Here is a 23,001-nt window from a genome sequence, read left to right on the forward strand (position 1 = left end):
GGCTGTTACCTCGGCCGCGCACCCCGCGGCCTGAGCCAACGCCCGCCCCACGGCGGGGCGTTCAAGCCGCGGGCCCCGGGCGGGTGTCGTCCCCGCGCAGGATCATGCGGTGCGTGCGCCGCAGGTCCTGGCCCGGGTAGACGCCGAGGTCGTCGGCCAGACGGCGGCGGGTGCGGTCGAAGACGGCCAGGGCGTCGGCCTGGCGGCCGCTCAGGTAGAGGGCGTGCATCAGCATCGCGGCGACCGGCTCGTTGAGGGGCTGCGCCTCGGTCAGGGCAAACAACTCGGCGACGGCCTCGCGGTGTCGGCCCAGCCGCAGCTGCCAGCCGAGCTTGCGCTGCGCCGTCGCGGTGCGGCGTTCGGTCAGCCGCAGGCGCTCCTGTTCGGCGAGCGGGCCGGGCTGGCCGGCCAGGGGCTCGCCGCGGAACAGCTCCAGCGCCCGGGAGCACAGGCCGACGGCCCCGGCCAGGTCGCCCGCGTGCTCGGCGGCGTCGGCTGCGGCGAGCAGCTCGTCCATGTGCGCGACGTCGACGGCGACCGCTGCGGGCAGCAGCCGGTAGCCGCTGCGGTCGCGCGCGATCGCCGCGTGCGGGCCGTCGCCCGCGCGCAGGGCCTTGCGCAGGCGGTAGATGTAGACGGGCACGACCTTCGTGCCCGGCGGCTCCTCGCCCCAGACGCCGTCGAGGAGTTCCTGCTGGCTGACCGTCCGGCCCGGGTGCAGTGCGAGCGCGGTCAGGACGGCCTGCTGGCGCAGGTGTCCGAGGTCGAGGGGCTGCCCGTCGCGCCAGGCCCACAGCGGCCCGAGCAACGAGATCCGCAGCGGCGGTCCGGGCGCGCGGCGCAGGGCGGGCGGCGGTGCCTGCGGGGCGCTTCGCCCGGTCGTCCGCCGGCGGGGGCCGCGGCCGGGGGAGACCAGGCCGGAGTCGAACGCGTGGACGATGGCGGCGGTGCGGTCGGGCAGGCCGAGCTCGGCGAGGACCCGGGCGAGGAGCCCGGCCACGGCGCGCGGGGGGATGGCGAGGGTGGCGGCGATCTCGTCGTCCTTCAGGCCGCAGCCGACGGCGTAGAGCAGGTCGCGTTCCCGCGGCCCGAGCGCGGCGACGGCCGGCCCGGTGGTGGTCGTGGTGATTGGCATCGTGGCCCCCGGACACTGGATGTCTCCCTGCGGTGGATGCCGTCGATGCTGGTCCGGCCGCCGGGCCGGGGACAGGCCAAGCCACCGGCCATATCCGGCCGGTGGCCGTGGCGCGCTGCCGCCGCTGTCCGGTCCCGTGTCCGGCCGCCGGTGGCCTGCGGTGCGCCGCCGCTGTCCGGTCCCGTGTCCGGCCGCCCGGTCACGGGGCCCGTCGCCGGCTCAGGCGGCGCCGAACACGACCACCGAGTTCTGGCCGCCAAAGCCGAAGTTCTGCTTCACGGCGACGTTGATCGGGGCGGACCGGCCCGTGAGCGGGGTGTAGTCCAGGTCGCAGTCGGGATCGGGGTGCTCCAGGTTCGCGGTCGGCGGCACGTACTTGTCGCGGATGGCGAGCAGCACGCCGACGCTCTCCAGCACCCCGCACGCGCCGCACGCGTGGCCGATGACGGACTTGGGCGCCGTGATCGCCAGGCGCCGCGCGTGCGGGCCGAAGGCGCATTTGACGGCCGCCGTCTCGGCCCGGTCGCCCAGCGGGGTCGAGGTCCCGTGCGCGCTGACCAGGTCCACGGCGTCGGGTTCGACACCGGCGTCGGCCAGGGCCAGCCCGATCGCCTTGGCCGCGACCGCGCCGTCCGGCCGGGGCGCCAGGGGGTGGTGGGCGTCGCAGGTCGTCGCGGCGCCGAGGACCTCCCCGTGCACGGTCGCGCCGCGGCGCAGCGCCGAGCGTTCCGACTCCAGGACGAGGACGGCGGCGCCCTCGGCGGGCACCATGCCGTCCCGGTCGCGGTCGAACGGGCGGGAGGCGGCGGCGGCCTGCGCGGCGGGCCGCTGGGAGAGGGCGTCCAGCAGGGAGAACGAGGCCAGGCACGGCAGGTCTAGCCAGCTTTCCACGCCGCCGACGAGGACGACGTCGGCGGTGCCGTCGCGCACCGCGCGCAGGCCGGCGCCGATGGCGTCGGTGGAGGACGCGCAGGCGGTGGAGATGGTGAGCACCGGGCCGGTGATGTCCAGCTCCTGGGCGACGAGCCCGGCGGCCTGGTTGGGCAGCAGGCGCAGCAGGCCGAGGCGGTCCATGCGCGACCACCCGTCCCGGCGCAGGACCGTCACCAGGCGGGCGGTCTCGTCGAGCCCGCCGCCGCCGGTGCCGACGTACAGGGCACCGGGTGCCGTGCGCAGGCCCGCGTCCGCCCGCGCCTTGACCGCCGCGGCAAACAGCAGCTGCTGGAAGCGCGAGGTGCGCCGCACCTGTGGGGCGGTCAGGTACTGCCGGGGGTCGAACCCGGTGGCCACGCCGCCGACCTGGCAGGGCAGCGGCTGTTCGAGGTCCAGCGCCGAGATCGCGGGCCGCCCGGCGGCGAGGGCGGCCCACAGCTCCTCGGGGGTGGGGCCCGCGCACGACTCGACGCCGATCCCGGTGACCAGGACGCGGTTGCGTCCTCGCGGGGGCGTCACAGCGCCGCCGACACGGCGTCGACCACGTCGCCGATGGTCTGGAGGTCGGAGGTCCTGGTGCTGGTGGCCGCCAGCTCGATCCCGAATTCCTTCTCCAGCGCAAAGAGCAGTTCGAGTGCCTCCATCGAGTCGAGTTCCAGCGCCGGCTGGTCGGGATCGGCGGCGTAGAACAGGACCGATTCGCGGGTGATGACCGGGTGGGATTCGACCAGTTCCGGCCGGATGCGGGAAAGTTCCTCGACGATGACGGGCAGCACTTCGGGCATGACGAACGTCCTTTCCGGAGGTGTTTTCATGGCCGCGTCGCAAGCCGTGTACCGGGCCGGTTGACGTGAATCGGCCCCGTGCACCCGGCGCCGTGCGGGGCGGAATGACGGGCCGACGCTAGCAACGCTCCGAAGGGGGCGACAAGCGATTCGCTTTCCGTGCCGACACCGTCGAACCGCCGACCAGCGAAAACGGTGCCGTTTCATCTTTGCTTCATCGCGGCCGGATAGCTTTGCAGTCCGCACGGGAAATCCCCGCATTCGAGGCGCCCATTCGAGGCGCCCATTCAAGGCGTCACGAGCGATACGAGGAGACCGTCATGACGGTGGTTCGAAGCGCCGGCCCGGACTCGCCGGCCCGTCGCACGATCGCGGGCCGGTGAAGCGATGGAATTCATAGAACTGGGTGACCGCACGACTCCCGCCGGCCGGCTGGTGCTCTGGACGCCGACCGCCCCCGCCGCGGCCTGGGCCGAGGACGTGCGGGCGCCCGCGCTCGTCCACGAGCACCACGTCCGTACGGCGGCCGCACGCGGCGCGCGGCAGGTGGACCCGGCGTGGATCGGCGTGCAGTTTCCCGTCGGCCCGGTCGCGCGGGACCGCCTCGCCCGCGCGTTCTCGGCCTGGTTGCGCACGCACGAGCACCTTCGCAGCCGGCTGGTGCCCACCCTCGGGGGCTGCGCGCGGCACACACTGCCCGCGAGCGCCGTCGGGCTGCGCCGCGAGGAGATCGGCGTCTTCGCCGACGGCGCCTCGGTCCGCCGGCAGATCGAGGCGTTCTTCGACCGCGTCAGCCCGCTGGCCTGGCCGCAGGTGCTCCTCGCGACGGTCGAGGACACGGCGGGCGGGGTGACGGTGTTCGCGGGTGCGGACCACGGCCTCGCGGACGGCTACACACTCGCCATGATCCCCGGTCAGATCCGCGCTCTGCTGGCCGGCGGTACCGGCGGCGTGGCGGGGCCGACCTTCCTGGACTTCGGCGCCGAGGAGCCGGCCCTGGTGGACCGCTCGCCCATGCGGCCCGAACACGCCGACCTCTGGCGGACCCTGCTGCGCGGCGACGGCGGCACGACCCCCGCCTTCCCCCTGCCACTGGGCGCCGACGAGGCCCCGCAGGCGCAGCGCAGCACCGACCGCTGGCTGCTCGACGCGCCGGCGGCCACCCGGTTCGCCGCCGCCTCCCGCGCGGGCGGCGGCACCACGGCGGCCGGGCTGCTGGCCTGCCTCGCGCTCGCGGCGGCGAGGGTCGCGGGCACCCGGCAGCTGTCCGCGGTGACCCTGGCCAACACCCGGCCCGACCCGTGGCGGGCGGCGCCGGGCTGGTTCGTCGGCCTGCAGCCGGTGCGGATCCCGACGGCCCGGGGGGCGTCCTTCGAGGACACCCTCGCCCTCGCCGCCGCCGACCTGCGCCGCCACCGGCCGGGACCGGGCAGCTCGCTCGCGCACGTCCGTCGGCTGCTGGACCGGGAGATCCGCCCCCGGTTCGTCGTGTCCTACCTCGACGTGCGCGGGTCGGAGGCATCCCGCCCGGGCGGGAGGACCGGATGCTGCGCAGCCGGGTCCACAGCCCGGGTGAGGTGTACGTGTGGCTGACCAGGAGCGAGCGCGGCGTGCACCTGACGACGCGTTTCCCGGACACGGCCGTGGCGCGTGCGAACGTCGCGCGTTTCGAGCGGGCCGCCGCGCAGGTCGCCGCTCGCGTCGCCCGCGCCCGACGGGGCGAGGCCGTGCCCGCGCCCGTCCTCGTCCCCGTGTCCGGCCGCCCCCTGGAGGAGGAGATGCTGCCGTGCGGATGACGCGGATTCTCGACTGGCGGCCCGAGCCGGGGGAGGTGGTCGAGTTCGTCCCGGTCGCCGACCGGGCCCCGGTACCGCACGACGTGCCCGCCTCGTACTTCCAGCAGGCGCACCTGCAGCTGGCGGCGGCCCGCCGCGCCGCCGGGGAACGGCAGTCGCCGTGGATGGCCCTGGTGTTCGACCTGCCCGGCCGGGCCGATCTCGACGCGCTCACCGACGTGTGGCAGGCGCTGGTACGCCGTCACGAGGCCTTCCGCACCTGGTACGAGCCGCAGAACGAGCCGCAGAGCGGCCCGCGGAGCGGCGCAGACCTGGCCGGGTTCCGCCTGCCGCCCGAGTCCCTCACCGTCCGCCCGGTGCGCGTGGGCGACTTCACGAGCACCTCGGACCTGCGCGACCACCTGCACCGCCGGATCGACGAGCAGACCGCCGCGGCGGGCCGGCCGGGCCTGCTCGCCGGAGTCGTCCGGCGGGACACGACGTCCACCGTGTACGCCGCGATCGACCACGCCTACACCGATGCGCACTCCATGGCCCTGCTGTTCGACGAGATCCGCACCCGGTACGACGCGGCCCGGGCCGGAGCCGTGCCCGACCCCGCCCCGGTCCCCGGCTACCTGGAGCACAACCGCCGCGAGCGCGAGCGATCCCGCGCGCTGACGCCGGACGCGCCCGAACTCGCCGCCTGGTCGGACTTCCTGGCCGCGGGCGACGGCGGCTTCCCCGGTTTCCCCGTCGACCTGGGGACCGACGGCCACACGCTCCTGGACGGCATGCGTCTGGACTGTCCGGTGCTCACGGGCGGCCAGGCCGAGGCGTTCAGGTCCTACTGCGCCCGCCACAGGGGAGGGTTCGCCGCGGGCGTCTTCGCCGCACTGGCGCTCGCGCAGCGGGAGTTCACCGGCAACGACTCCTACCGGGTGCTCACGGCCGTGTCGACCAGGGCCTACCCGCGGCTGTTCCCGGTGCACGGCTGGCTGGTCAACGTGGTGCCGCTGCTCTTCCGGCTGCCCGCCTCGCCGGGCCTCGCCGGGGCGGTTTGCGCCGCCCAGCAGGGCTTCCAACGTGCCCGCGCGGGTTGGGGCGTGCCGCTGCACAGGGCGCTCGAACTGGCCCGTGGCGGGGGAGGGGTTCCCGTCATCCCGCCGATGATCTCCTACCTGGACGGACGCGGAGCCCCGGGTGCCCACGACTACCCGCGCACGGGCGCGACCGTCCTGACCGGCCCGGACGCCGCCGCCGGCGTGTCGATGTGGTTCAACCGGTTCCCCGACCGGGTCGACCTGGCGGTCACCGTGCCGAACACCCCGCAGGCCGCGCAGGGCGTCCCGAAGTACCTCGACCGCGTCCGCGAGATCATCCTCACCGCCGCCACCCACCCGGCCCGCTGACCGGCGCCCCGCCGCCCCGGTGGCGGCGACCGCCCGCCCGGCGGTCGCCGCCACCACGACCACGGACCGTCACACCCATCACCTATTCGAGTGATTCACGGCATTTCTCGTATCCACCGGTGACTAAGATCCACTCTCTGTGACCGAAACCGAAGTGACCGGAAGTCAGAACACCCCCGCCGCCCGGGAAACGGCCGACGTCGTCATCCTCGGCGCCGGACCGGCCGGGCTCACGCTCGGCAACCTCCTCCAGGCCCGCGGCGTCGACTGCGTCATCCTGGAACGCGCCGACCGCACACACGTCGAGACCCGCGCCCGCGCCGGCTTCCTCGCCGCGAACACCGTGCGGATCCTGGAGCGCCACGGCCTCGCCGACGGCCTGCACCGGCGCGGACAACCCCACGGCACCTGCGAGTTCCGCACCGACAACGGCAGCTTCCGCCTCGACTACGCAAGCCTCGGCCGGGGCGAACAGCACACCGTCTACCCCCAACAGGACCTGGTCACCGACCTGCTGGCGCACTACCTCGCCGCCGGCGGACGCATCCGCTTCGCCACCGAGGCCCTCGCCGTCCACGACGCCGACGGCCCCCGCCCCACCGTCGCCGCGCGCGACACCGACGGCGACACCCACTGGCGGGCCCGGTACGTCGCCGGCTGCGACGGCCGTCACGGCGCCGCCCGCCGCTCACTGCCCCCCGGCACCGCCCGCCACCACCGCGACCACGGCATCTCCTGGCTCGGCCTGCTCGCCCAGGCCCCGCCCAGCCTCGACGCCGTCGGCTACGCCGTCCACCGTCGCGGCTTCGCCGGCCACATGGCCCGCACCCCCGGGATCACCCGCTACTACCTCCAGTGCGAACGCGGCACGGACCCCGACGCCTGGTCCGAGGAGCGCATCTGGGACGAACTCGACCTGCGGATGCGCAGCGCCGACCACCAGCCGCTGCACCGCGGCCGGATCATCCAGCGCTCCGTCATCGACCTCGAATCCGATGTCGTCGAACCACTGCGCCACGGCTCGCTCCTCCTGGCCGGCGACGCCGCGAGCCTGCCCGCCCCCGCCGCCGCCAAGGGCGCCAACCTCGCGGTCCTGGAGGCCGAACTCCTCGCCGACGCCCTGGCCGACACCCTCGCCCACACCGACCCCGGCGCCCTCGACCGGTACTCCCGGCGCTGCCTGACCCACATATGGCGCGCCCAGGAGTTCTCGCACTGGATGATCCAGCTCCTGCACAGCCCACCCGGACCGGACGGCGAATCGTTCTTCCACGAATCCATGCGGCGCTCGCGCCTCGACTCGCTGCGCACCTCGCGCACCTTCCAGGACTGGTTCGCCGAGAACTACGTCGGCATCTGAGCCCCGAACCGAGTCCCGGAAGATCCGTCCCACCCCCACTCCCAGAACCAAGGACGCCCCCTCGATGACGACGACGCCCCCGGACGACGTGACCCGCCTGCGCGCGACCGCCGACTTCGTCCGGCAGCAGGACACCACCACCCTCCTGCCGCTCCTGCTGCCCGGCCTCGACGGCCCGGAACTGCGGGCGCTCGCGGCCCACTGCCGATTCGCCCACGCCGCACTCCTCGTCCTGCCGCCCGACGAGGCGACGCTGCGCGCCCAACTCGCCGCCTGCGGACTGGACCCCGACGCACCGCAGTACCCCAGCGTCGTCGTCCGCGACCGCCTGGCCCGCCGGCACGGACGCGACACCACCGGACTCGACGTCCGCATCCTGCGCCCGCCCGTCCACGGCCCCGGGGAGGAGCCCCGCCTGGTCGAGGTCTTCGCCCTCACCGTGCCGCCCGGCTCGGACCTGGCCGAACTCGCCGCGCACGAACGCGCCCACGACCACGAGACCCACCTCGCCTTCGAGGCCGCCCACCCCGACCCGCTGGTCCTGCACGGCCTGTGCACCCTCCTCACCCGGTACGGCGCGGCCCCCGACGGCGGCGGCTACAACCCCCACGAGGACGGCACCGTCCTCTACTTCACCGCCCCCGCCGACGCGAAGACCGGATACCGGCGGATCGAGCTCTACGCGCCCGGCGACCACCGCGCCATCCTCGCCACCCATCTCCACGACTCCCGCGCCCACCAGCCCGCCGAAACACTCCTGCGCCTGATGACCGGCGCGTGGACCACCCAAGCCCTCGCCGTGTGCGCACAGTTGAAGCTCCCCGACGCCCTGGACACCACCACCGCGACCGGCACCGAGGCACTCGCCCGCGAAGTCGGCGCCCACCCGCAGAGCCTCGCCACCCTCCTGCGCTACCTCGCCATGCTCGGCGCCGTGACCGAGACCCCGGACGGCTTCCGCCTCACCGGGCTCGGCGCCCTGCTGCGCACCGACACCCCCGGCTCGATGCGGTCGCTGGCCCTGATGTACGGCGGCCCGTTCTACCGGTCCTTCGGAGACCTCGCCCACACCGTGCGTACCGGGCAGACCGCCTTCGACCACGTCTTCGGCGAGAACCACTTCGACCACTTCGCCCGCGACCCCGAACTCGCCGAGCTCTTCGACCGCTCCATGGCGGCCAGTTCGCGCATGTTCGAGCCCGTCCCCAACCACCCCGCCGTCACGGCCGCCGCCCAGGCGCCCGCCCCCGGGACCGTCGTCGACGTCGCCGGCGGCAACGGCGAACTCCTCGGCCGCGTCCTGGCCGCCCACCCGCGCCTGCGCGGCGTCCTGCTGGAACGCCCGCACGCCGTCGAGTCCGCCCGCCGCCTCCTCGACGCGAACGGCACCGGCGAGCGCTGCACCTACCGGGCCGGCGACTTCGCCGACGTCCCGGCGGGCGGGGACGTCTACGTCCTGTCCCGCGTGCTGCACGACTGGGACGACGAGCGCTGCCGCGAGATCCTGCGCCACTGTGCCCGCGCCATGCCCGCCCACGCCGACCTGCTCATCATCGAACGCGTCCTGCCCGCCGACGGCTCACCCTCCCTGGCGACCGCCTGGGACCTCCACATGATGTGCAACGTCGGCGGCCGCGAACGCCGCGCCGACCACTACGCCCGCCTCCTCGCCGACGCCGGCCTCCACCTCGTCGACCAGAGCCCCCTCCCCCTGGGCGCCACCGTCCTCCACGCCCGCAAGGCCGCGATCCCCGCAGCCGCCACCGCCCCCGACCCCCTCCCGACCACCGCGGGACGGTAGCCGCAACGCCGACGGCGCCCTCGCGGGGGCGCCGTCGGCATCACCCGGCGTCAGCGCAGGCCGGCGAACAGGTCGTCCTCGGGCAGCGGCGCGTCGGTGGTGTCCCGGACGCGGACGAAGGTCTCCAGGCCCATCAGGTCGGTGAAGCGCTCCTCGCCCATGCGCAGGAAGAAGATGTTCTCGCTCTGGCTCGCGTGCGCGAGCAGCGCGTCGAACTTCCGGCCGCCGAACCCGGTGGTGTCCACCCAGGTGGTGACGGCCTCGTCGGGCAGACCGATCTCCGGTATCTCCCCGGCCGCGGTCGCGGCCTCGGCCTCGGTCTCGACCGGCTGCGGTCGCTCCTGCTCGTCGGCGAACTCGTGCATGGCCTCGAAGAAGCGCCGCATCGTCGAGTGCGGCACGGTGGTCCAGTACACCTTGGGCGTCAGCCCGCTGCGTTCGAGCGCGGCCATGGTGATGCGGTTGGCCTGGATGTGGTCGGGGTGGCCGTAGAAGCCGTTCTCGTCGTAGGTGACGACCACGTCGGGCCGGTAGTGCAGCATCAGGTCGGCGAGGCGGGCGGCGCCTTCGGCGACGGGGGTGCTCCAGAACGAGCCGGGGGCGTCGTTGGCCGCCCAGCCCATCATTCCGGAGTCGCCGTAGTCGAGTGTTTCGAGGTGGCTCACTCCGAGGATCTGACAGCTGGCCTTGAGCTCCTCGCGGCGCAGCGCGGCGACGGCGACCGGGTCGTGCCCCGCCTCGCCCGGCTTGACGCCGCCGGGGCCGTCGCCGCAGGCGCCGTCGGTGCAGGTGACGAGTACGGTGCGGATGCCCTCGGCGGCGTAGCGGGCGAGGATGCCGCCCGTTCCGGTCGCCTCGTCGTCCGGGTGGGCGTGCACTGCCATCAGTGTCAGCGGCCGGTCAGCCATGGGGTCGGTCCTCCGTCGGTCGAGTGAACGGGTCCCAGTGTGCGGCAGGGCCCTGCCGGCGGTCACATGACGTGTCGTCCGGTCTTCCCGGGGCCCGTCGAGCCGTCGGCAGGGCGTCGGGCCCGGCCCGCCCGTTCGCGCGTGAACGGGCGGGCGGTCGCCGTCAGGCCCGGTGGTACTGGACGGGGGCGTGCACCTGCCCGCCGAGGGCGGTGGCGGCGTGGCGCGCCCAGGACGGGTTGCGCAGCAGCTCGCGGCCGATCAGGACGGCGTCGGCCCGGCCGGCGGTGAGGATGTCCTGGGCCTGGGCGGGGTCGGTGATCAGGCCGACGGCCGCCACCGGCATGCCGGTGGCGTTGCGGATCGCCTCGGCGAAGGGCACCTGGAAGTCGGGCGCGGCCTCGATCTTCGCGTCGGGGACGAGGCCGCCGGTGGAGACGTCCATCAGGTCCACGCCGCGGGCCTGGAGCTCCTTGGCGAGGCGCACGGTGTCCTGGAGGGTCCAGCCCTCGCGGTCGTCCTCGGGGTTCTCGGTGAGCCAGTCGGTGGCGGAGACGCGGAACAGCAGCGGCAGTTCCTCGGGCCACACGGCGCGCACGGCGTCGACGACCTCCAGGGCGAAGCGGGTCCGGCCCTCGAACGAGCCGCCGTACTCGTCGGTGCGGTGGTTGCTCGCGGGGGAGAGGAACTGGTGGATGAGGTAACCGTGGGCGCCGTGGAGCTCGACGGCCTGGAAGCCGGCGGCCAGCGCGCGCCGGGCGGCGTCGGCGAACTGCCGCACGATCTCGCCGATCTGCTCCCGCGTGAGCTCGTCCGGCGTGGTGTGGTCGGGGGAGAAGGCGACGGCGCTGGGGCCGACCGGCGTCCAGCCGTGCGTCTCGTGCGGGGCGAGCGCGCGCCCGCGGTCGATCCAGGGGCGCTCGGTGGACGCCTTGCGCCCGGCGTGGCCGAGCTGGACGGCGGCGACGCTGCCCTGTTCCTTCAGGAACCCGGTGATCCGCCGGAAGGCCTCGACCTGGGTGTTGTTCCACAGCCCGAGGTCGTAGGGGCTGATGCGCCCCTCGGGGGCGACGGCGGTGGCCTCCACGATGATCAGTCCCGTGCCGCCGGCGGCACGCGCCGCGAGGTGGGTGAAGTGCCAGTCCGTCGGCACCCCGGCCGCCTCGCCGTCCGGCGCGGCGCTGTACTGGCACATCGGCGGCATCCAGACGCGGTTGGGGACGCTCAGTTCCCGCAGCGTGTAGGGGGTGAAGAGGGTGGTGCTCATGTCGGACTCCCCGCGCATTGATTGCAAATGCACTATCTGCCGAAACAATAGTTGCACACGCAGGTCATTCGCAAGGGCGGGCTTTCCCGGGTGCGGGGAAGTCCGGTGGCGGCGTGAAGGGGACGGCGGAGGACGGCTGCTCCGCCCGGGCGGCAACCGTCAACACGGCGCGACGCCACCCGGTGGCCGCCCCCGGGCGGCGCCTACAGTCCACGGGTGAACGACGATCCCAGCCGCACCAGGGCCGCGAACGAGCTGAACCTCCCGGAGGGCGTGGTCGCGGGAATCGCCATGGGTGCGCTCACGCTGCTCATCCTGTTCCTGGCCTTCGAACTCACGAGAGACAACCCTCCCGACCTGGACCAGTTCGGGCTGTCGGGGATCGTCAGCCTGATCATCGGCGCCCTGGCGAACCCGCAGGGGCGTTGGCAGAGGTGGTACTGGTACGCCCTGCTGGTTCTGACCTTCGCGGGCGCCGTCGCCGGCGCGGTGTTGACCGGGGTCTCGAAGTCGCCTGCGGCCGCGCCGGCGCTGTCCGTGTTCGCGGCGGCGTTCTTTGGCCTGCTGGTGGACGGGGAAAGACTGTCGGTGGGGAGTCCGGGGAAGAAGAAGCCGAGGAGGGCGGCCCACACCCCGTGACCACCGGCCGGTCGCCCCCGGGTGCCGGCTGAACAGCGCGAGGCGGGTGCCGTCGGCCGGCACCCGCCTCGCACCCCCAGGGGAGGGGCGGTCCTCAGCCCGCGTGCGTGCAGAGGTAGAGCCGTTGGGCGCCGCCGGCCTCATCGGCCGCCCGCGCACCGGCGGACGACGCCGCCGCGGCCGGGGTGCCGCCGTACTCGCCGGCCGGCACCTCGGCGCAGGCACTCCGCACCCAGGACTGGATCTCCGCGGCCGTCGTCGTACCCGCAGGCTCGCCACCGCCACCGCCACCGCGCCGACCGCCGCCGCTGAGCAGCACGTACCTCAACTCGCCCTTCCCGACCAGCTGTTGGAACTCCGCCAGGGTCGGCGACGGGGCCGAGCCGCTGAAGCCGCCCATCGGCAGGACCTCCTCGCCCGTCGCCAGGATGAACGGCGAGGCGGCGCTCCAGCCGGAGGCGGCGAACAGGTAGCGGGCGCCGCCCCGGTGGGCCTGCAGGTAGTCGAACAGGGCCTGCTCCTGCGCCGTCAGGTGCTCCGAGGAACCGCCGAACCCGCCGCCGCCCCCGCCGTACTGCGCGCGCAGCGCGGCCGTGGCGGCGGCGGGCCCCTTCGACGCGTGCCGCCCGCCACCACCGTGGCCGCCCCCGGAGGGGCCGACGGTGCCCATGCCCGAGTTGCCGTACGCCGGGCTCAGCACCGAGGACGCCCAGGCGCCCGGCGCGACCAGCATCGCCGCGACGCCCGCCAGCAGCCCCGCCAGCGCGACCCGCCGCCCGGTGAAGCGGCTGAACCCGACCACCGCGAGCAGCGCCAGCGCCGCGACACCCAGGCCGATCACGGTCGGCGCCAGCCACGGCAGGAAGGCGGGGAACTCCCGGGCCAGGAAAGCCGACCAGGCGACGGTCCCGGCGATCGCGGCGGGAAACGCCCACGCCCGCGCGCCGCCGCGGTGGAAGCCCTGCCACAGCAGCACGGTCCCCGCGCCGCTCAGCGCCGCCAGCGGAGCGGCGATCACGCCCATGTAGTAGCTGTGGCCGCCGACACTGCCCGCGCTGAAGACCAGGAAGAACACACCGAGCCAGGTGCCCCACAGGACGTAGCCGGCACGCAGTACGTCGGTGCGCGGCTCGCGCCGCCGCCAGGCCAGCCCGCACACCAGGGCGACGGCGGCGAGCGGGTAGAGCCAGCCGGTCTGCGGGGCGAACTGCGAGCCGAACATCTTCGTCCAGCCGCCGTCGTCCGCACCGCCGCCCTGGCCGCCGCCCCATCCGCCCTGCGGCGAGCCCTGCGCCTGAGCGTTCTGCGGACCCTGGACCTGAGCACCCTGCCCGCCCCGCGCGCCGCCCGTACGGCCCCCGGCCCCGGACCCGTTCCCGGCGACGTGGCCCCCGCCCCCGCCGCCCCCACCGCCGCGCACCGCCTGCACGCTGCCCGTCTGCGCCGCACTCATCCCCAGCGAGGAGAACCGGTTCAGGAAGTTGTAGCCGACCACCATGCTGAACGCCGAGTTGTCCGTCGTACCGTCCACGTACGGACGGTCCTGCGCCGGGGTCACCGTGACGGCCAGTATCCAGGACGCTGAGACGACGACGGTCACCAGCCCGGCCAGGGCCACGTGCCCGATCCGCCGCCGCAGCGCGGTCGGCGCCGCGAGCAGGTACACCGCCGCGAGCGCGGGCAGCACCGCCCACGCCTCCAGCATCTTGGTCTGGAACGCCAGCCCCACCCACACCCCGGCGAGCAGCAGCGGACGCAGCCGCGCCGTGTGGGCGGCCCGCTGCGCCGCGTCCGCCGCGAGCAGGAGCAGCAGCGTGAAGGCGGCGTCCTCGACCGCGGTGCGGAACAGCCCCGCGGCCACCGGCGTCAGCGTGAAGGCCGCGGCCGCCAGCAGCCCCGCGTTGGCCCCGGCCCACCGGCGCACGACCCGGTACAGCACCAGGACGGACAGCACGCCCTCGACCACCTGCGGCAGGGTCAGCGCCCACGGGTGGAACCCGAAGACCCGCGCCGACAGCGCCTGCGGCCACAGGAACCCGGGCAGCTTGTCCAGCGTGATCGTGCCCGCCGGGTCGAACGACCCGAACACGAACGCCTTCCAGCTCTCCGTCATGCTGCGCACCGCGTCGGCGTAGAAGCTGTGGAACTGGCTCCGGTCGATGTTCCACGCGTACAGCACGGCGGCGACGGCCGCGATCCCCAGCAGAGCGGGCCGCGCGTAGCCGGGCTGGTCGTCGGGGGACTTCCACGGGGCTCTGCGGCCACGCGACGGGGGAAGCGGAGCCTCCCTGGGGGCGGTGAGGACATTCATAGCCATGGTCGGCACCTTCGGGTGCGTCCATGAGAGATCCCTTGGAAAGCGCCCCGGTTTGGTCATTTTTATACCTACGGCACACCGATCGGCCCACCCCGCCCCCGACCTGTGAAAGATCGGTGCACCTCCTGGCCGGGGCGGGGCGGCCGGAACGACCGCGCGGCGCCTCAGCCGGGTTGACCGCCCGCCCGTCCGTCCGTCCGTGTGCCGCCCGCCCGCCCGGCGCCGACCAGGAGGGTGCGGACGGCCGCGGCCATGGTGTGCCGCGCCTCCTCGGGGCTCAGGCCGGAGCTGCGCCAGTGGTACCAGGCGCTCCACGTGGTCACCGCGTCCAGGGCGTTGAGCAGGTCGGTCCGGGCGGGCCCGGGGAGCCGGTCGAGCTCCGGGGCGAAGACCTGGGTGAGCCGCAGGCGGGCGAAGTCCAGCATGTGCTGGATGGCCTCCTGGATCCGCGGGGACGGGTTCTCCAGCCGCATGACGGCGAGTCTGGCCGGGGTGACGCCCTCCAGGACGCGGGCGCGCTGCTCGGTGACGGCCGTGACCCGCAGCTCCTGCGGCCCCTCGGTGGGAAGCGGTCTGATCTGGGCCGCGAGCTGCTCCAGGCGCCGGTTGACGGCCACCTCGGCCAGTTCGGCCATGTCCGAGAAGTGGTGGAACACCAGCCGGCGGGAGACACCCGCCCGTTCGGCCACCTTGTCGGCGGGGAAGTGCGCCTGGTTCTCGTCGATCAGCGACAGCATCGCGTCGGCGATCTTCTCGCGGGTCTGCCGTCCCCGTTCCGTGCGTCCGTCGGCGGCGGGCGCGGCGGCTTCCTTTCGCTTCACGTGGGCTCCCCGTCCTCTCGTTGACATTCTTGCACCGCGAGTGCAAGTGTACGCATTGCACGATGAGTGCAATCAGTTTGGCGGGGGCCGGCGTGCCGCCTACCCGCCGGGTACGAAAGGGCAGTTCGCCGCAGATGTTCACCACGGTGGGGCGCTGGTGCGCCCGCAGACCCAAGCGCGTCGTCGCGGCCTGGCTCCTGCTGCTGGCCGCCGCGCTCACCGCCGTCGGGATGCTCGGACGGGTCACCAGCGAGGACGTCTCCATCCCCGGCAGCGACAGCCAGGCCGCGCTGGACACCGCCGCCGGCGCGTTCCCCGGTCCGGCCACCGGCAGGCAGCCGGTCCTGCTGCACACCCCGGCGAGCGCCGCTCCGCTCACCGCCCCCGGGGCCGCCGCGGCGGTCCGCGGCGCCGCCGCTGCCATCGCCGCGGTGCCGCACGTCGTCGCCGTCACCACGCCCTACGACCCGGCCGGCGCTGCGGCGATGAGCGCCGACGGCCACACCGCCTACCTCTCGGTCGAACTCGACGTCTCCGGACGGGAGGTGACACCCGAGACGACCGACGCCGTGCTCGCCGCGGCGGGACCGGCCACCGCCGCCGGCATCGAGGTGACCCCGGGCGGCTACCTGGCAGCGGCGGTCGACCGGGGGAGCACCGGCCGCAGCGAGGCCATCGGCCTCGGTACCGCCCTGGTGATCCTCACCCTCACCTTCGGCAGCCTCGTCGCCGCCGGCCTGCCGCTGCTCGCCGGGGTGGTCGGCCTCGGCATCGCCCTGCCCGTCCTCGGCCTGGCCGGCCACCTGATGGACGTCCCCGAGGCCGGCGAGACCATCGCCGCCATGATCGGCCTGGGCGTCGGCATCGACTACACCCTCTTCGGGCTCACCCGCTTCCGGGACCTGCGTGCCGCCGGGATCGGGATCGAGGACGCGGCCGTGCGCACCACCGCGGGGTCCGGCAAGTCCGTCGCTTTCGCCGGCAGCGCCGTCGTCGCGGCACTGGCGGGCCTGGCCCTCGGCGGACTGCCGCTGCTGTACGCCCTGGCCCTCGCACCCGCGATCGCCGTGGTGACGGCACTGGGCGTGAATCTCACCCTCCTGCCCGCGGTCCTCGTGCTGCTCGGCAAGCGGCTGACACCCGGGCCGGCCGCTCCCGCCCCGGACGGGCGCCCGCGCGGCTGGGGCCGGATCGCCGCCCTGGTCGCGGCCAGGCCGTGGCCCCTGCTGCTGGCCGGCCTGGCCCTGCTCGGTGTCCTCGCCGCCCCGGCGGCCCACCTCCACCTCGGCCAGCTGGACGCCGGCAGCAAGGCCCGCGGGAGCATGAGCCGCACCGCGTACGACCGGATGGCCGAGGCCTTCGGCCCGGGCTCCAACGGCGTGCTCCAGGTCGTCGACGTCCTGCCCGCGCCGGCGCAGACGGGCACGGGGAGCACCGACCCGCGCCTCGCGGCCGTGACCGCCGCGCTGCGCGGGGCCCAGGGCGTCGCCGCCGTCGGCCCGCCCGCGCTCGCCGCCGACGGCCGTACCGCCCGCTGGCAGGTCACCCCGACCACCGCCCCCTCCGACCCCGCCACCACCGCGCTCGTCCACCGCCTGCGCTCGGACGTCCTTCCCGCTGCCGCCGGCAGCGGCCAGGTGCTGCACGTCGGCGGCGCCCCGGCGGCCCAGGCCGACCTCAACGCGCGGATCGCGCGGCGGATGCCGCTGGTCGTCGGCTTCGTCCTGACCGTCGCCGGCCTGCTCCTGCTCCTCGCCTTCCGCTCGCCGGTCGTCGCGGTCAAGGCCGCCGTGATGAACCTGGTGTCGGTCGCCGCCGCCTACGGGGTGCTCGCCGCGGTCTTCCAGCACGGCTGGGGCGCCCGGCTGATCGGCCTGGAGGGTGCCGTCCCGATCCCCGGCTACGTGCCCCTGCTGATGTTCGCCGTGCTCTTCGGCCTGTCGATGGACTACGAGGTCTTCCTGCTCAGCGCCGTGCGCGAGGGCTATCTGCGGGAACGCGACAACCGCCGCGCCGTGGTGACCGGCCTCGCCGCCACCGGACGGATCATCAGCTCGGCGGCCCTGATCATGGTCGCGGTCTTCCTCAGCTACCTGCTCTCCGACGACCCGGTCGTCAAGATGTTCGGCGTCGGCCTGGCCACCGCCGTCGCCCTGGACGCGACCGTCGTCCGCGGCCTGCTGGTGCCCGCCACCATGGTCCTGCTCGGCGACGGCAACTGGTGGCTGCCCCGCTGGCTCGACCGCCTGCTGCCGCACGTCGACATCGAGGGCGACGGCCACACGGACCACCCCGCCCCCGTGGACGGCGCCGCCCCCGAGCTCACGGCCGGGGCCCGCTGAACCTGCTCCCTCCTTCCCGACTCCTCCACCGAAAGCACCTCCCGATGCACCGTCACATCCGCCGCAGCCTGCCCGCCCTCACCGCCCTCGGCCTCACCGCCGGAGCCGCCGTCATCGCGACGCCCGCCGCCCACGCCGACCCCGACTGCGGGCGGGCGCCGGTCCAGTACTCCGTCGACGGCGGCGCCCACTGGACGGCCGGCGCCACGATGCCCGCCGAGTCCGCCACCGTCCAGGTCCGCCTGGCCGGCGAACCGGCCGCGGGCTGCGACTACCACCTCTCGCTGGGCTCCTACGCGACGCAGGGCCCCACCTGGGCCACCTCGGGCCGGCAGACCTTCCTCGGCTGGGCGACCACCACGCTCACCCGCGAGCACTACCGCGACACCCTCGACGTCACCGGCCAACTGCCCCAGTGCTACGGCGAATTGGCCCTCTACGCGGTCGGCGAGAAGTACGACGGCAGCGACAGCGACCACCCGCTGCCGCACTACCCGGACGAGCCGTTCTCCGGCCTGATGATCGCCTCCTGGAACGGCGGCACCGCGTGCGCCCCCACACCGACCGGCAGCCCGACGCCCACCGCCACGCCGACGCCGCACCCGACGACGGCGCCGACCGGCGAGACGGCCGTCCCCGCCCCGGTGACGTCCCCGTCCGGGCCGGCCGCGCCGCCCACGCCCTCGTCCTCGCGCCCGTCCTCCCCCAGGGCCACCGCCACCGCCACGGCCGCCCCGACGCTGGCCGCCACCGGCGCCGACGACGGCCTCCTGACCGCCGCCGCGGTCGGCGCCGCCGCACTGCTCGCCGTCGGCGGCACGGCCGCCTACGCCGGCCGCCGCCGCTGACGCCCCGACAGCCGACGCTGCGCCCCGGGACCGCCCGACCGGTCCCGGGGCGCCGTCCCGTTTCCAGCAACGCACAGCCGTGCTCGACCCGGCCCCCGGAGGTCGGTCCCGTCGATCAGGATCTCGCCGAGCAGTTCCTCCTGCCGCACCAGCCGCCGGACCTCGCCCGCGAAACCCGCCCCCGCCCCCGCCCCCGCCCCGTTCCGTCTCCCGCCGTCGTCGCGGCAGCCTCCCGCACGGCGTCGACGAAGATGTACGGGCAGCCGCCCGCAATAAATCGGTTGGGGCGGCCTGCCACTTGCTGCTACTGTCTGCGCAGCCGTGAGAGAACGCGAGGAGGTGAGACCCATGAAGGCTGTATCCGTGTGGGTGCTCCCCCTTGTCGTCACGGTGGGCGATTGACGTAGGTGTCGCCCGGGAGCGCCTGAGGCAAGGCACTCCCGAGAGGCAACTCCTATGAACTCCACGCATTCCATGCATTCCGCCCCGGACCCGCGCGAGCACACGCCCGCCGTCACGCGCGTCTCCGACACGCAGTGGCAGGTCGTCGAGGACGACCGCGTCATCGGCTGCGGCGACGCCTCGCGCAGGCCCGACGGAAGGCTCTTCATCAGCGTCGACGCCTGGCACGACACGGTCCGCGACCGCATCGCCGCCACGATGCTGGCGGACCTGCCGGCACCGCTGCACACCGTCGTCGACGAGACCGACCGCGAATCGGCGGCCGCCTGGGAGCGGCTCGGCTTCACCACCGCCCGCCGCGAGCGGGGCTACATCGTGCCCACCGACCCGCAGGCCACCGGGCTCGGCCCGGTACGGCCCCCGCAGGGCGTGACGATCGTGCCCGCCGGCCAGGCGCAGGAAGGCCCGCTGCGCGCCCTGGACCGCGTCATCCGCGACGAGGTCGAGGCCACCGCCGGCTGGCGGACGATGCCGGCCGAGGTGCTGCCCCGCCCGGTGGGGACCACCGTGGTCGACCCGTCGAAGTACGCGGTGGCCAGGCAGGGCGACCGGTACGTCGGCCTGCTCCGGCTGGCACCGGTGACCCGCCGGCCGCGGATCGGGCTGATCGCCGTGCGGGCCGAGGCACACCGCCGGGGCATCGCCCGGGCGCTGCTGGCCCACGCACTGGGCGCGCTGCACCACGCCGGGACGGCCTCGGCCTGGGCCGAGGTGGACGAGTCCAACACGGCCGCCACCGCCCTGTTCGAGGGCATCGGCGCCCGGCGCGCGGGCGGCACCCTGGAACTCCTCCGCCGCTGACACCCCGCCACACCACAGCGCAATCCATCATTCGACCGACCAGAAACGAGAAATCGTGACCAAAGCAGCAGGAGCCATCGAAGTCGAAGGCACCGTCACCGAGTGCCTGCGCAACGCGACCTTCAAAGTGCAGCTCCAGAACGGGCACGTCGTGCTCGCCCACATCAGCGGGAAGATCCGCAAGAACTACATCAAGATCCTCCCCGAGGACCGGGTCCTCGTGGAGCTCAGCCCCTACGACCTCTCCCGCGGCCGCATCCGCTACCGCTACCGGTAAGCGACCGGCACGGCCGAGCGATCGGTTCCCGGGCCACCAGCTCCGGCTGGTGGCCCGGCCACCGGGAACCGGCCCCGGGCGCTCGTGATGAGGAGAGCAGGGGCCGCACCAGCCGGGGGTCGGCGAAGGCGGCGCGGACGTCGTCCCCGTCCCCGGCCCGCCAGCGCCCGCCCCTACGCCGTCGGTCATCTGAGGCCTCTCGGTCGGTTGACGTCGTCCGACTGCGCGTCGTCCGACTGCGCGTCGTCCGACTGCGCGCCGGCCCCGGCTGTGGGCTCGGCGAAACCAGCGGCGAAGGCCGCGAAGTCGGCGGTGCGCCAGCGCTGCGGGCGCAGCCGCAGGAGAAGGTCGTCCGTGAGCCGGCCGGCGGTGGCCGCGAGGTAGGCGCGGGCCTCCTGCGGGTCCAGGTAGCGGTGGGCCAGCGCGCCGCGGACGGCCGGCGGCACCGGGTCCTCGACCGCGGCGACCTCGCCCTCGACGCTCACGTAGCGGTAGGGCCGGCGCTCGTCCTGGACGCAGAGGCTGAACCGCCCGGTGGCGAGCAGCAGTTGGCCCTTGACGGTCTCCCGTCCGGTCTGGACGAGGATGTCACCCCCGGGCTCGTAGCCGTACCAGACCGGGACGAGCAGCGGCGCGCGCTCACCGCCCCGGTGGTCGGCCACGCCCAGGACGCCGACGCGCCGTTCGGCGAGGAACAGCTCGCGGTCATGGCTGGACATGGAAATGGACATGCGTCACGGCTCCTTTGCCTACGACGGACTCGGTGCGGCCGTTCGAGTTCGCGAACGATGCATCACTGTCCGTCGCGCCATGACAAAAACCACCCGATGGAGTGACCTCGGCTACTGTCCGACAATGCCCCCTCATATGCAGCAATTCTCACCTAATACTATTAATGCGAATCGGTTGGGCGGCCCCAGGACCGCGCCGGTGAACGCCTCCGGAGCCCCCCGTGGAACGTCGTGCCCCACCCGGGCGGAACCGCGACCTCGCACGGCCCGGTGAAGCGCCCGGAGTCGTGTCGCCCTGGCCCGTCCGCACCGCCGAATGGTTGGGACGCTGTGCGAATCACCCGAATCGTGACCTCACGGACCGCAAGGCCCGGAACCCGCCGTTCACGGGCCGCGTCCCCGCCGGTAGCCGGCGTGCCGTAAGGTGCGGCGCCGCGAAGTCGAGCAGGCAGTGACGGGAAGAGCGCAAGGCGATGGACGACAGACGGACCGAGGGCGACAGACGGACCGAGGACGACAGACCCGGCGGGGACGCCGCCGGCGGCGCCCCGACACCCGAGGACGAACGTCCCTGGGAGCTCCCGGAGTACCACTACGAGCGGGAACTCGGCGCCGGGGCGAGCGGCCGGGTCGTGCTCGCCCGCCACCGGGCCACCGGCACCCCGGTGGCGATCAAACACCTTCGCGCCCCCGCCGCCTCGACCGCGCTGCGCGCGGAGGCGCAGGTCCTCGCCAGGATCGACTCCCCGCACGTCACCCGGCTCTACGAGTACGTGGAGGGGGAGCGGGGCTCGGCCATCGTGATGGAGCTGGTGGACGGGATCGCGCTGCGCGACCTGCTGCGCGCGGAGGGCGCCACCAGCGCGGAGGCCGCCCTGGTGGTGCTGAAGGGCTCGCTGCTGGGCCTGGCCGCCGCCCACGAGGCCGGCATGGTGCACCGCGACTACAAGCCCGCCAACGTGCTGGTCGACACGGCCGGCACCTCGAAGCTGGTCGACTTCGGCATCGCCGTGCCCAGCGGCGCCGACCGCGACGTCTCCGGCACCCCCGCCTACATGCCGCCCGAGCAGTGGGCGGGCGGGCCCGCGTCCCCTGCGGGCGACGTCTACGCCGCGACCGTCACCTTCTTCGAATGCCTGACCGGCGCCCGCCCCTACGCCGGCACCACCGTCGCCGAACTCGCCGTCCAGCACACCGAGGCACCGATCCCGGCCGAACTGGCCCCCGCCCCGCTCCGGCCGCTGATCCTGTCGGGCCTGGCCAAGGAGCCGCAGGCCCGGCCCGACAGCGCGGCCGCCCTCGTCGAGGAACTGGAGGCGGTCGCGGCGGCCGGCTACGGGCCGCAGTGGGAGGAGAAGGGCCGCCGCGACCTGACCGCCCTGGTCGCCCTGCTCGCGCTGCTGCTGCCCGGCGCCCGGGGCGGGGCCGACGGCGGCACCTCGCTGGCCCACACCACCCTCGGCCCGTCCGACGCGGACGCCTTCGCCGACGCGGACGCCGGCATCGGCGCCGACGCCGTCCCGGCCGCCGCGCGACAGCCCCTGACCGGCCGTCTCGGGACCCGTGGCAAGGTGCTGACCGGCGTCGCGGCCGGCGTCATCGCGCTGGCCACCCTGACCACCGTGGCGGTGGCGGGGGCCGCCGACGGCGACGCCCGGACGGTGCTCGGCGGCGCCTCGCCCGAGGCGACCACCAGCCTCGCCGCGCACGACCCGGCGGGCGGCCCGTCCCCGCTCGCGAACACCGGCGGCACTCCGTCCGCCCCGACGGCTCCGACGGCTTCGACGACTCCGACGGCCACCCCGTCAACGACCCCGAGCGGCGCTCCCACCGCCACGCCGACCGGCAAGACGCCCACGGCGCCCGGGACACCGCCCGCCCCCACCGCCCCCGCCACCGGCCCGCAACCGGCGCCGCCCGGCCCCGCCGGACCGGCAGCGGCGCCGCCCGCCCCCGCCACGCCCAGCCCGACCTCCGCCACCACCGCCCCCTCCGCGCCCAGCCCGACCGTCGCCCCCGCCACCCTCACGGTCAGCTCGGTGAACCTGGACTCGCTGGCCTGCGGCGGCCGTTGGAGCCTGACCGCCACGGTCACGGTGGTCGCCCAGGGCGCCGCGACCGGGACCCTGACGCTGAGCTGGTACCACAGCTCCGGCGGGCGCGCGGTCACCGTCGCGACCGACACGGTGACGGTCCAGAACGGCCGCGCCACCATCACCCGCACCCACGACTTCGGCACCGCCGACACCTTCCCGACCTGGGGCGTACGCGTCGCCACCACCCCGGCGGCGGCCCAGCCGGGCAAGACGTCCGCCGAGATGAACGCCTTCCTCTGCAACCCGCCCCGCTGACCGACCCGCTGCCCGCCGCGAACGACCCGTCCCACC

The 23,001-nt window shown here is 74.8% G+C and carries 19 protein-coding genes; 11 read left to right on the plus strand and 8 right to left on the minus strand.

What is annotated here, in order from left to right:
• Positions 1-61: 61 nt before the first annotated feature.
• The 3 genes from ACWCXH_RS31000 to ACWCXH_RS31010 form a co-directional block, all read right to left on the minus strand.
• The gene (locus ACWCXH_RS31000) at positions 62-1,135 is read right to left on the minus strand and encodes a BTAD domain-containing putative transcriptional regulator (RefSeq protein WP_449804804.1); all 1,074 of its coding nucleotides are present in this window, start codon (positions 1,133-1,135) and stop codon (positions 62-64) included.
• 219 nt (positions 1,136-1,354) lie between these two features.
• Complete coding sequence (locus tag ACWCXH_RS31005; protein WP_449804805.1) at positions 1,355-2,587, minus strand: beta-ketoacyl-[acyl-carrier-protein] synthase family protein; 1,233 nt, start codon at positions 2,585-2,587, stop codon at positions 1,355-1,357.
• Entirely contained in the window at positions 2,584-2,853 is a 270-nt protein-coding gene (locus ACWCXH_RS31010; protein ID WP_449804806.1) for an acyl carrier protein, read from the minus strand. The genes ACWCXH_RS31005 and ACWCXH_RS31010 overlap by 4 nt, the downstream gene beginning before the upstream one ends.
• A 387-nt stretch (positions 2,854-3,240) precedes the next feature.
• On the opposite strand from ACWCXH_RS31010, the gene ACWCXH_RS31015 reads away from it, so the two are divergent.
• From ACWCXH_RS31015 to ACWCXH_RS31035, 5 genes are all read left to right on the plus strand, one after another.
• A complete protein-coding gene (locus ACWCXH_RS31015) occupies positions 3,241-4,446 on the plus strand; it encodes a condensation domain-containing protein (RefSeq protein WP_449804807.1) in 1,206 nt (401 codons plus the stop codon).
• Positions 4,398-4,649, plus strand: coding sequence for a hypothetical protein (locus tag ACWCXH_RS31020; protein ID WP_449804808.1), 252 nt, complete (start codon positions 4,398-4,400; stop codon positions 4,647-4,649). Before ACWCXH_RS31015 ends, ACWCXH_RS31020 begins: the two co-directional genes overlap by 49 nt.
• The gene (locus tag ACWCXH_RS31025) at positions 4,646-6,040 is read left to right on the plus strand and encodes a condensation domain-containing protein (protein WP_449804809.1); all 1,395 of its coding nucleotides are present in this window, start codon (positions 4,646-4,648) and stop codon (positions 6,038-6,040) included. Before ACWCXH_RS31020 ends, ACWCXH_RS31025 begins: the two co-directional genes overlap by 4 nt.
• Before the next feature lie 154 nt (positions 6,041-6,194).
• On the plus strand, positions 6,195-7,400 hold the full coding sequence (locus ACWCXH_RS31030) for a 4-hydroxybenzoate 3-monooxygenase (protein ID WP_449804810.1): 1,206 nt from the start codon (positions 6,195-6,197) through the stop codon (positions 7,398-7,400).
• Positions 7,401-7,464: 64 nt separating this feature from the next.
• Complete coding sequence (locus tag ACWCXH_RS31035) at positions 7,465-9,201, plus strand: methyltransferase (RefSeq protein WP_449804811.1); 1,737 nt, start codon at positions 7,465-7,467, stop codon at positions 9,199-9,201.
• A gap of 50 nt (positions 9,202-9,251) precedes the next feature.
• On the opposite strand, the gene ACWCXH_RS31040 is transcribed toward ACWCXH_RS31035, so the two are convergent.
• Together ACWCXH_RS31040 and ACWCXH_RS31045 are read right to left on the minus strand one after the other, a co-directional pair.
• Complete coding sequence (locus ACWCXH_RS31040) at positions 9,252-10,109, minus strand: PIG-L family deacetylase (RefSeq protein WP_449804812.1); 858 nt, start codon at positions 10,107-10,109, stop codon at positions 9,252-9,254.
• Positions 10,110-10,272: 163 nt separating this feature from the next.
• The gene (locus ACWCXH_RS31045; protein WP_449804813.1) at positions 10,273-11,376 is read right to left on the minus strand and encodes an NADH:flavin oxidoreductase/NADH oxidase; all 1,104 of its coding nucleotides are present in this window, start codon (positions 11,374-11,376) and stop codon (positions 10,273-10,275) included.
• Between the two features lie 216 nt (positions 11,377-11,592).
• Between ACWCXH_RS31045 and ACWCXH_RS31050 the strand changes: the two genes are divergently transcribed.
• Positions 11,593-12,015 (plus strand): hypothetical protein, encoded by a 423-nt coding sequence (locus ACWCXH_RS31050; protein WP_449804814.1) that lies wholly within the window; start codon positions 11,593-11,595, stop codon positions 12,013-12,015.
• A gap of 94 nt (positions 12,016-12,109) precedes the next feature.
• Here ACWCXH_RS31050 and ACWCXH_RS31055 read toward each other — a convergent pair whose 3' ends face one another.
• The gene (locus ACWCXH_RS31055; RefSeq protein ID WP_449804815.1) at positions 12,110-14,332 is read right to left on the minus strand and encodes an ArnT family glycosyltransferase; all 2,223 of its coding nucleotides are present in this window, start codon (positions 14,330-14,332) and stop codon (positions 12,110-12,112) included.
• A gap of 164 nt (positions 14,333-14,496) precedes the next feature.
• A complete protein-coding gene (locus ACWCXH_RS31060; protein ID WP_449804816.1) occupies positions 14,497-15,153 on the minus strand; it encodes a TetR/AcrR family transcriptional regulator in 657 nt (218 codons plus the stop codon).
• 62 nt (positions 15,154-15,215) lie between these two features.
• Between ACWCXH_RS31060 and ACWCXH_RS31065 the strand changes: the two genes are divergently transcribed.
• From ACWCXH_RS31065 to infA, 4 genes are all read left to right on the plus strand, one after another.
• The gene (locus ACWCXH_RS31065) at positions 15,216-17,495 is read left to right on the plus strand and encodes an MMPL family transporter (protein ID WP_449804817.1); all 2,280 of its coding nucleotides are present in this window, start codon (positions 15,216-15,218) and stop codon (positions 17,493-17,495) included.
• Between the two features lie 44 nt (positions 17,496-17,539).
• Positions 17,540-18,343: a hypothetical protein gene (locus ACWCXH_RS31070; RefSeq protein ID WP_449804818.1), complete on the plus strand. Its 804-nt coding sequence runs from the start codon at positions 17,540-17,542 to the stop codon at positions 18,341-18,343.
• A 456-nt stretch (positions 18,344-18,799) separates the two neighbouring features.
• Entirely contained in the window at positions 18,800-19,606 is an 807-nt protein-coding gene (locus tag ACWCXH_RS31075) for a GNAT family N-acetyltransferase (RefSeq protein ID WP_449804819.1), read from the plus strand.
• Between the two features lie 55 nt (positions 19,607-19,661).
• A complete protein-coding gene (infA, locus tag ACWCXH_RS31080) occupies positions 19,662-19,883 on the plus strand; it encodes a translation initiation factor IF-1 (protein ID WP_449804820.1) in 222 nt (73 codons plus the stop codon).
• A gap of 185 nt (positions 19,884-20,068) precedes the next feature.
• Here the strand turns inward: infA and ACWCXH_RS31085 are convergent, their stop codons facing one another.
• Positions 20,069-20,614, minus strand: coding sequence for a pyridoxamine 5'-phosphate oxidase family protein (locus tag ACWCXH_RS31085; protein WP_449804821.1), 546 nt, complete (start codon positions 20,612-20,614; stop codon positions 20,069-20,071).
• A 473-nt stretch (positions 20,615-21,087) separates the two neighbouring features.
• Here ACWCXH_RS31085 and ACWCXH_RS31090 point away from each other — a divergent pair, with 473 nt between their 5' ends.
• Entirely contained in the window at positions 21,088-22,965 is a 1,878-nt protein-coding gene (locus ACWCXH_RS31090) for a serine/threonine-protein kinase (RefSeq protein WP_449804822.1), read from the plus strand.
• The last annotated feature ends 36 nt before the right edge of the window (positions 22,966-23,001 follow it).

Source organism: Kitasatospora sp. NPDC001660 (assembly GCF_053596725.1).

Coding starts and splice junctions, on each gene's coding strand:
- ACWCXH_RS31000 (WP_449804804.1), bottom strand. CDS start 1,135: ATGCCAATCACCACGACCACCACCGGGCCGGCCGTCGCCGCGCTCGGG.
- ACWCXH_RS31010 (WP_449804806.1), bottom strand. CDS start 2,853: ATGCCCGAAGTGCTGCCCGTCATCGTCGAGGAACTTTCCCGCATCCGG.
- ACWCXH_RS31015 (WP_449804807.1), top strand. CDS start 3,241: ATGGAATTCATAGAACTGGGTGACCGCACGACTCCCGCCGGCCGGCTG.
- ACWCXH_RS31020 (WP_449804808.1), top strand. CDS start 4,398: ATGCTGCGCAGCCGGGTCCACAGCCCGGGTGAGGTGTACGTGTGGCTG.
- ACWCXH_RS31025 (WP_449804809.1), top strand. CDS start 4,646: ATGACGCGGATTCTCGACTGGCGGCCCGAGCCGGGGGAGGTGGTCGAG.
- ACWCXH_RS31035 (WP_449804811.1), top strand. CDS start 7,465: ATGACGACGACGCCCCCGGACGACGTGACCCGCCTGCGCGCGACCGCC.
- ACWCXH_RS31040 (WP_449804812.1), bottom strand. CDS start 10,109: ATGGCTGACCGGCCGCTGACACTGATGGCAGTGCACGCCCACCCGGAC.
- ACWCXH_RS31045 (WP_449804813.1), bottom strand. CDS start 11,376: ATGAGCACCACCCTCTTCACCCCCTACACGCTGCGGGAACTGAGCGTC.
- ACWCXH_RS31055 (WP_449804815.1), bottom strand. CDS start 14,332: ATGGCTATGAATGTCCTCACCGCCCCCAGGGAGGCTCCGCTTCCCCCG.
- ACWCXH_RS31065 (WP_449804817.1), top strand. CDS start 15,216: ATGAGTGCAATCAGTTTGGCGGGGGCCGGCGTGCCGCCTACCCGCCGG.
- ACWCXH_RS31070 (WP_449804818.1), top strand. CDS start 17,540: ATGCACCGTCACATCCGCCGCAGCCTGCCCGCCCTCACCGCCCTCGGC.
- ACWCXH_RS31075 (WP_449804819.1), top strand. CDS start 18,800: ATGAACTCCACGCATTCCATGCATTCCGCCCCGGACCCGCGCGAGCAC.
- ACWCXH_RS31085 (WP_449804821.1), bottom strand. CDS start 20,614: ATGTCCATTTCCATGTCCAGCCATGACCGCGAGCTGTTCCTCGCCGAA.
- ACWCXH_RS31090 (WP_449804822.1), top strand. CDS start 21,088: ATGGACGACAGACGGACCGAGGGCGACAGACGGACCGAGGACGACAGA.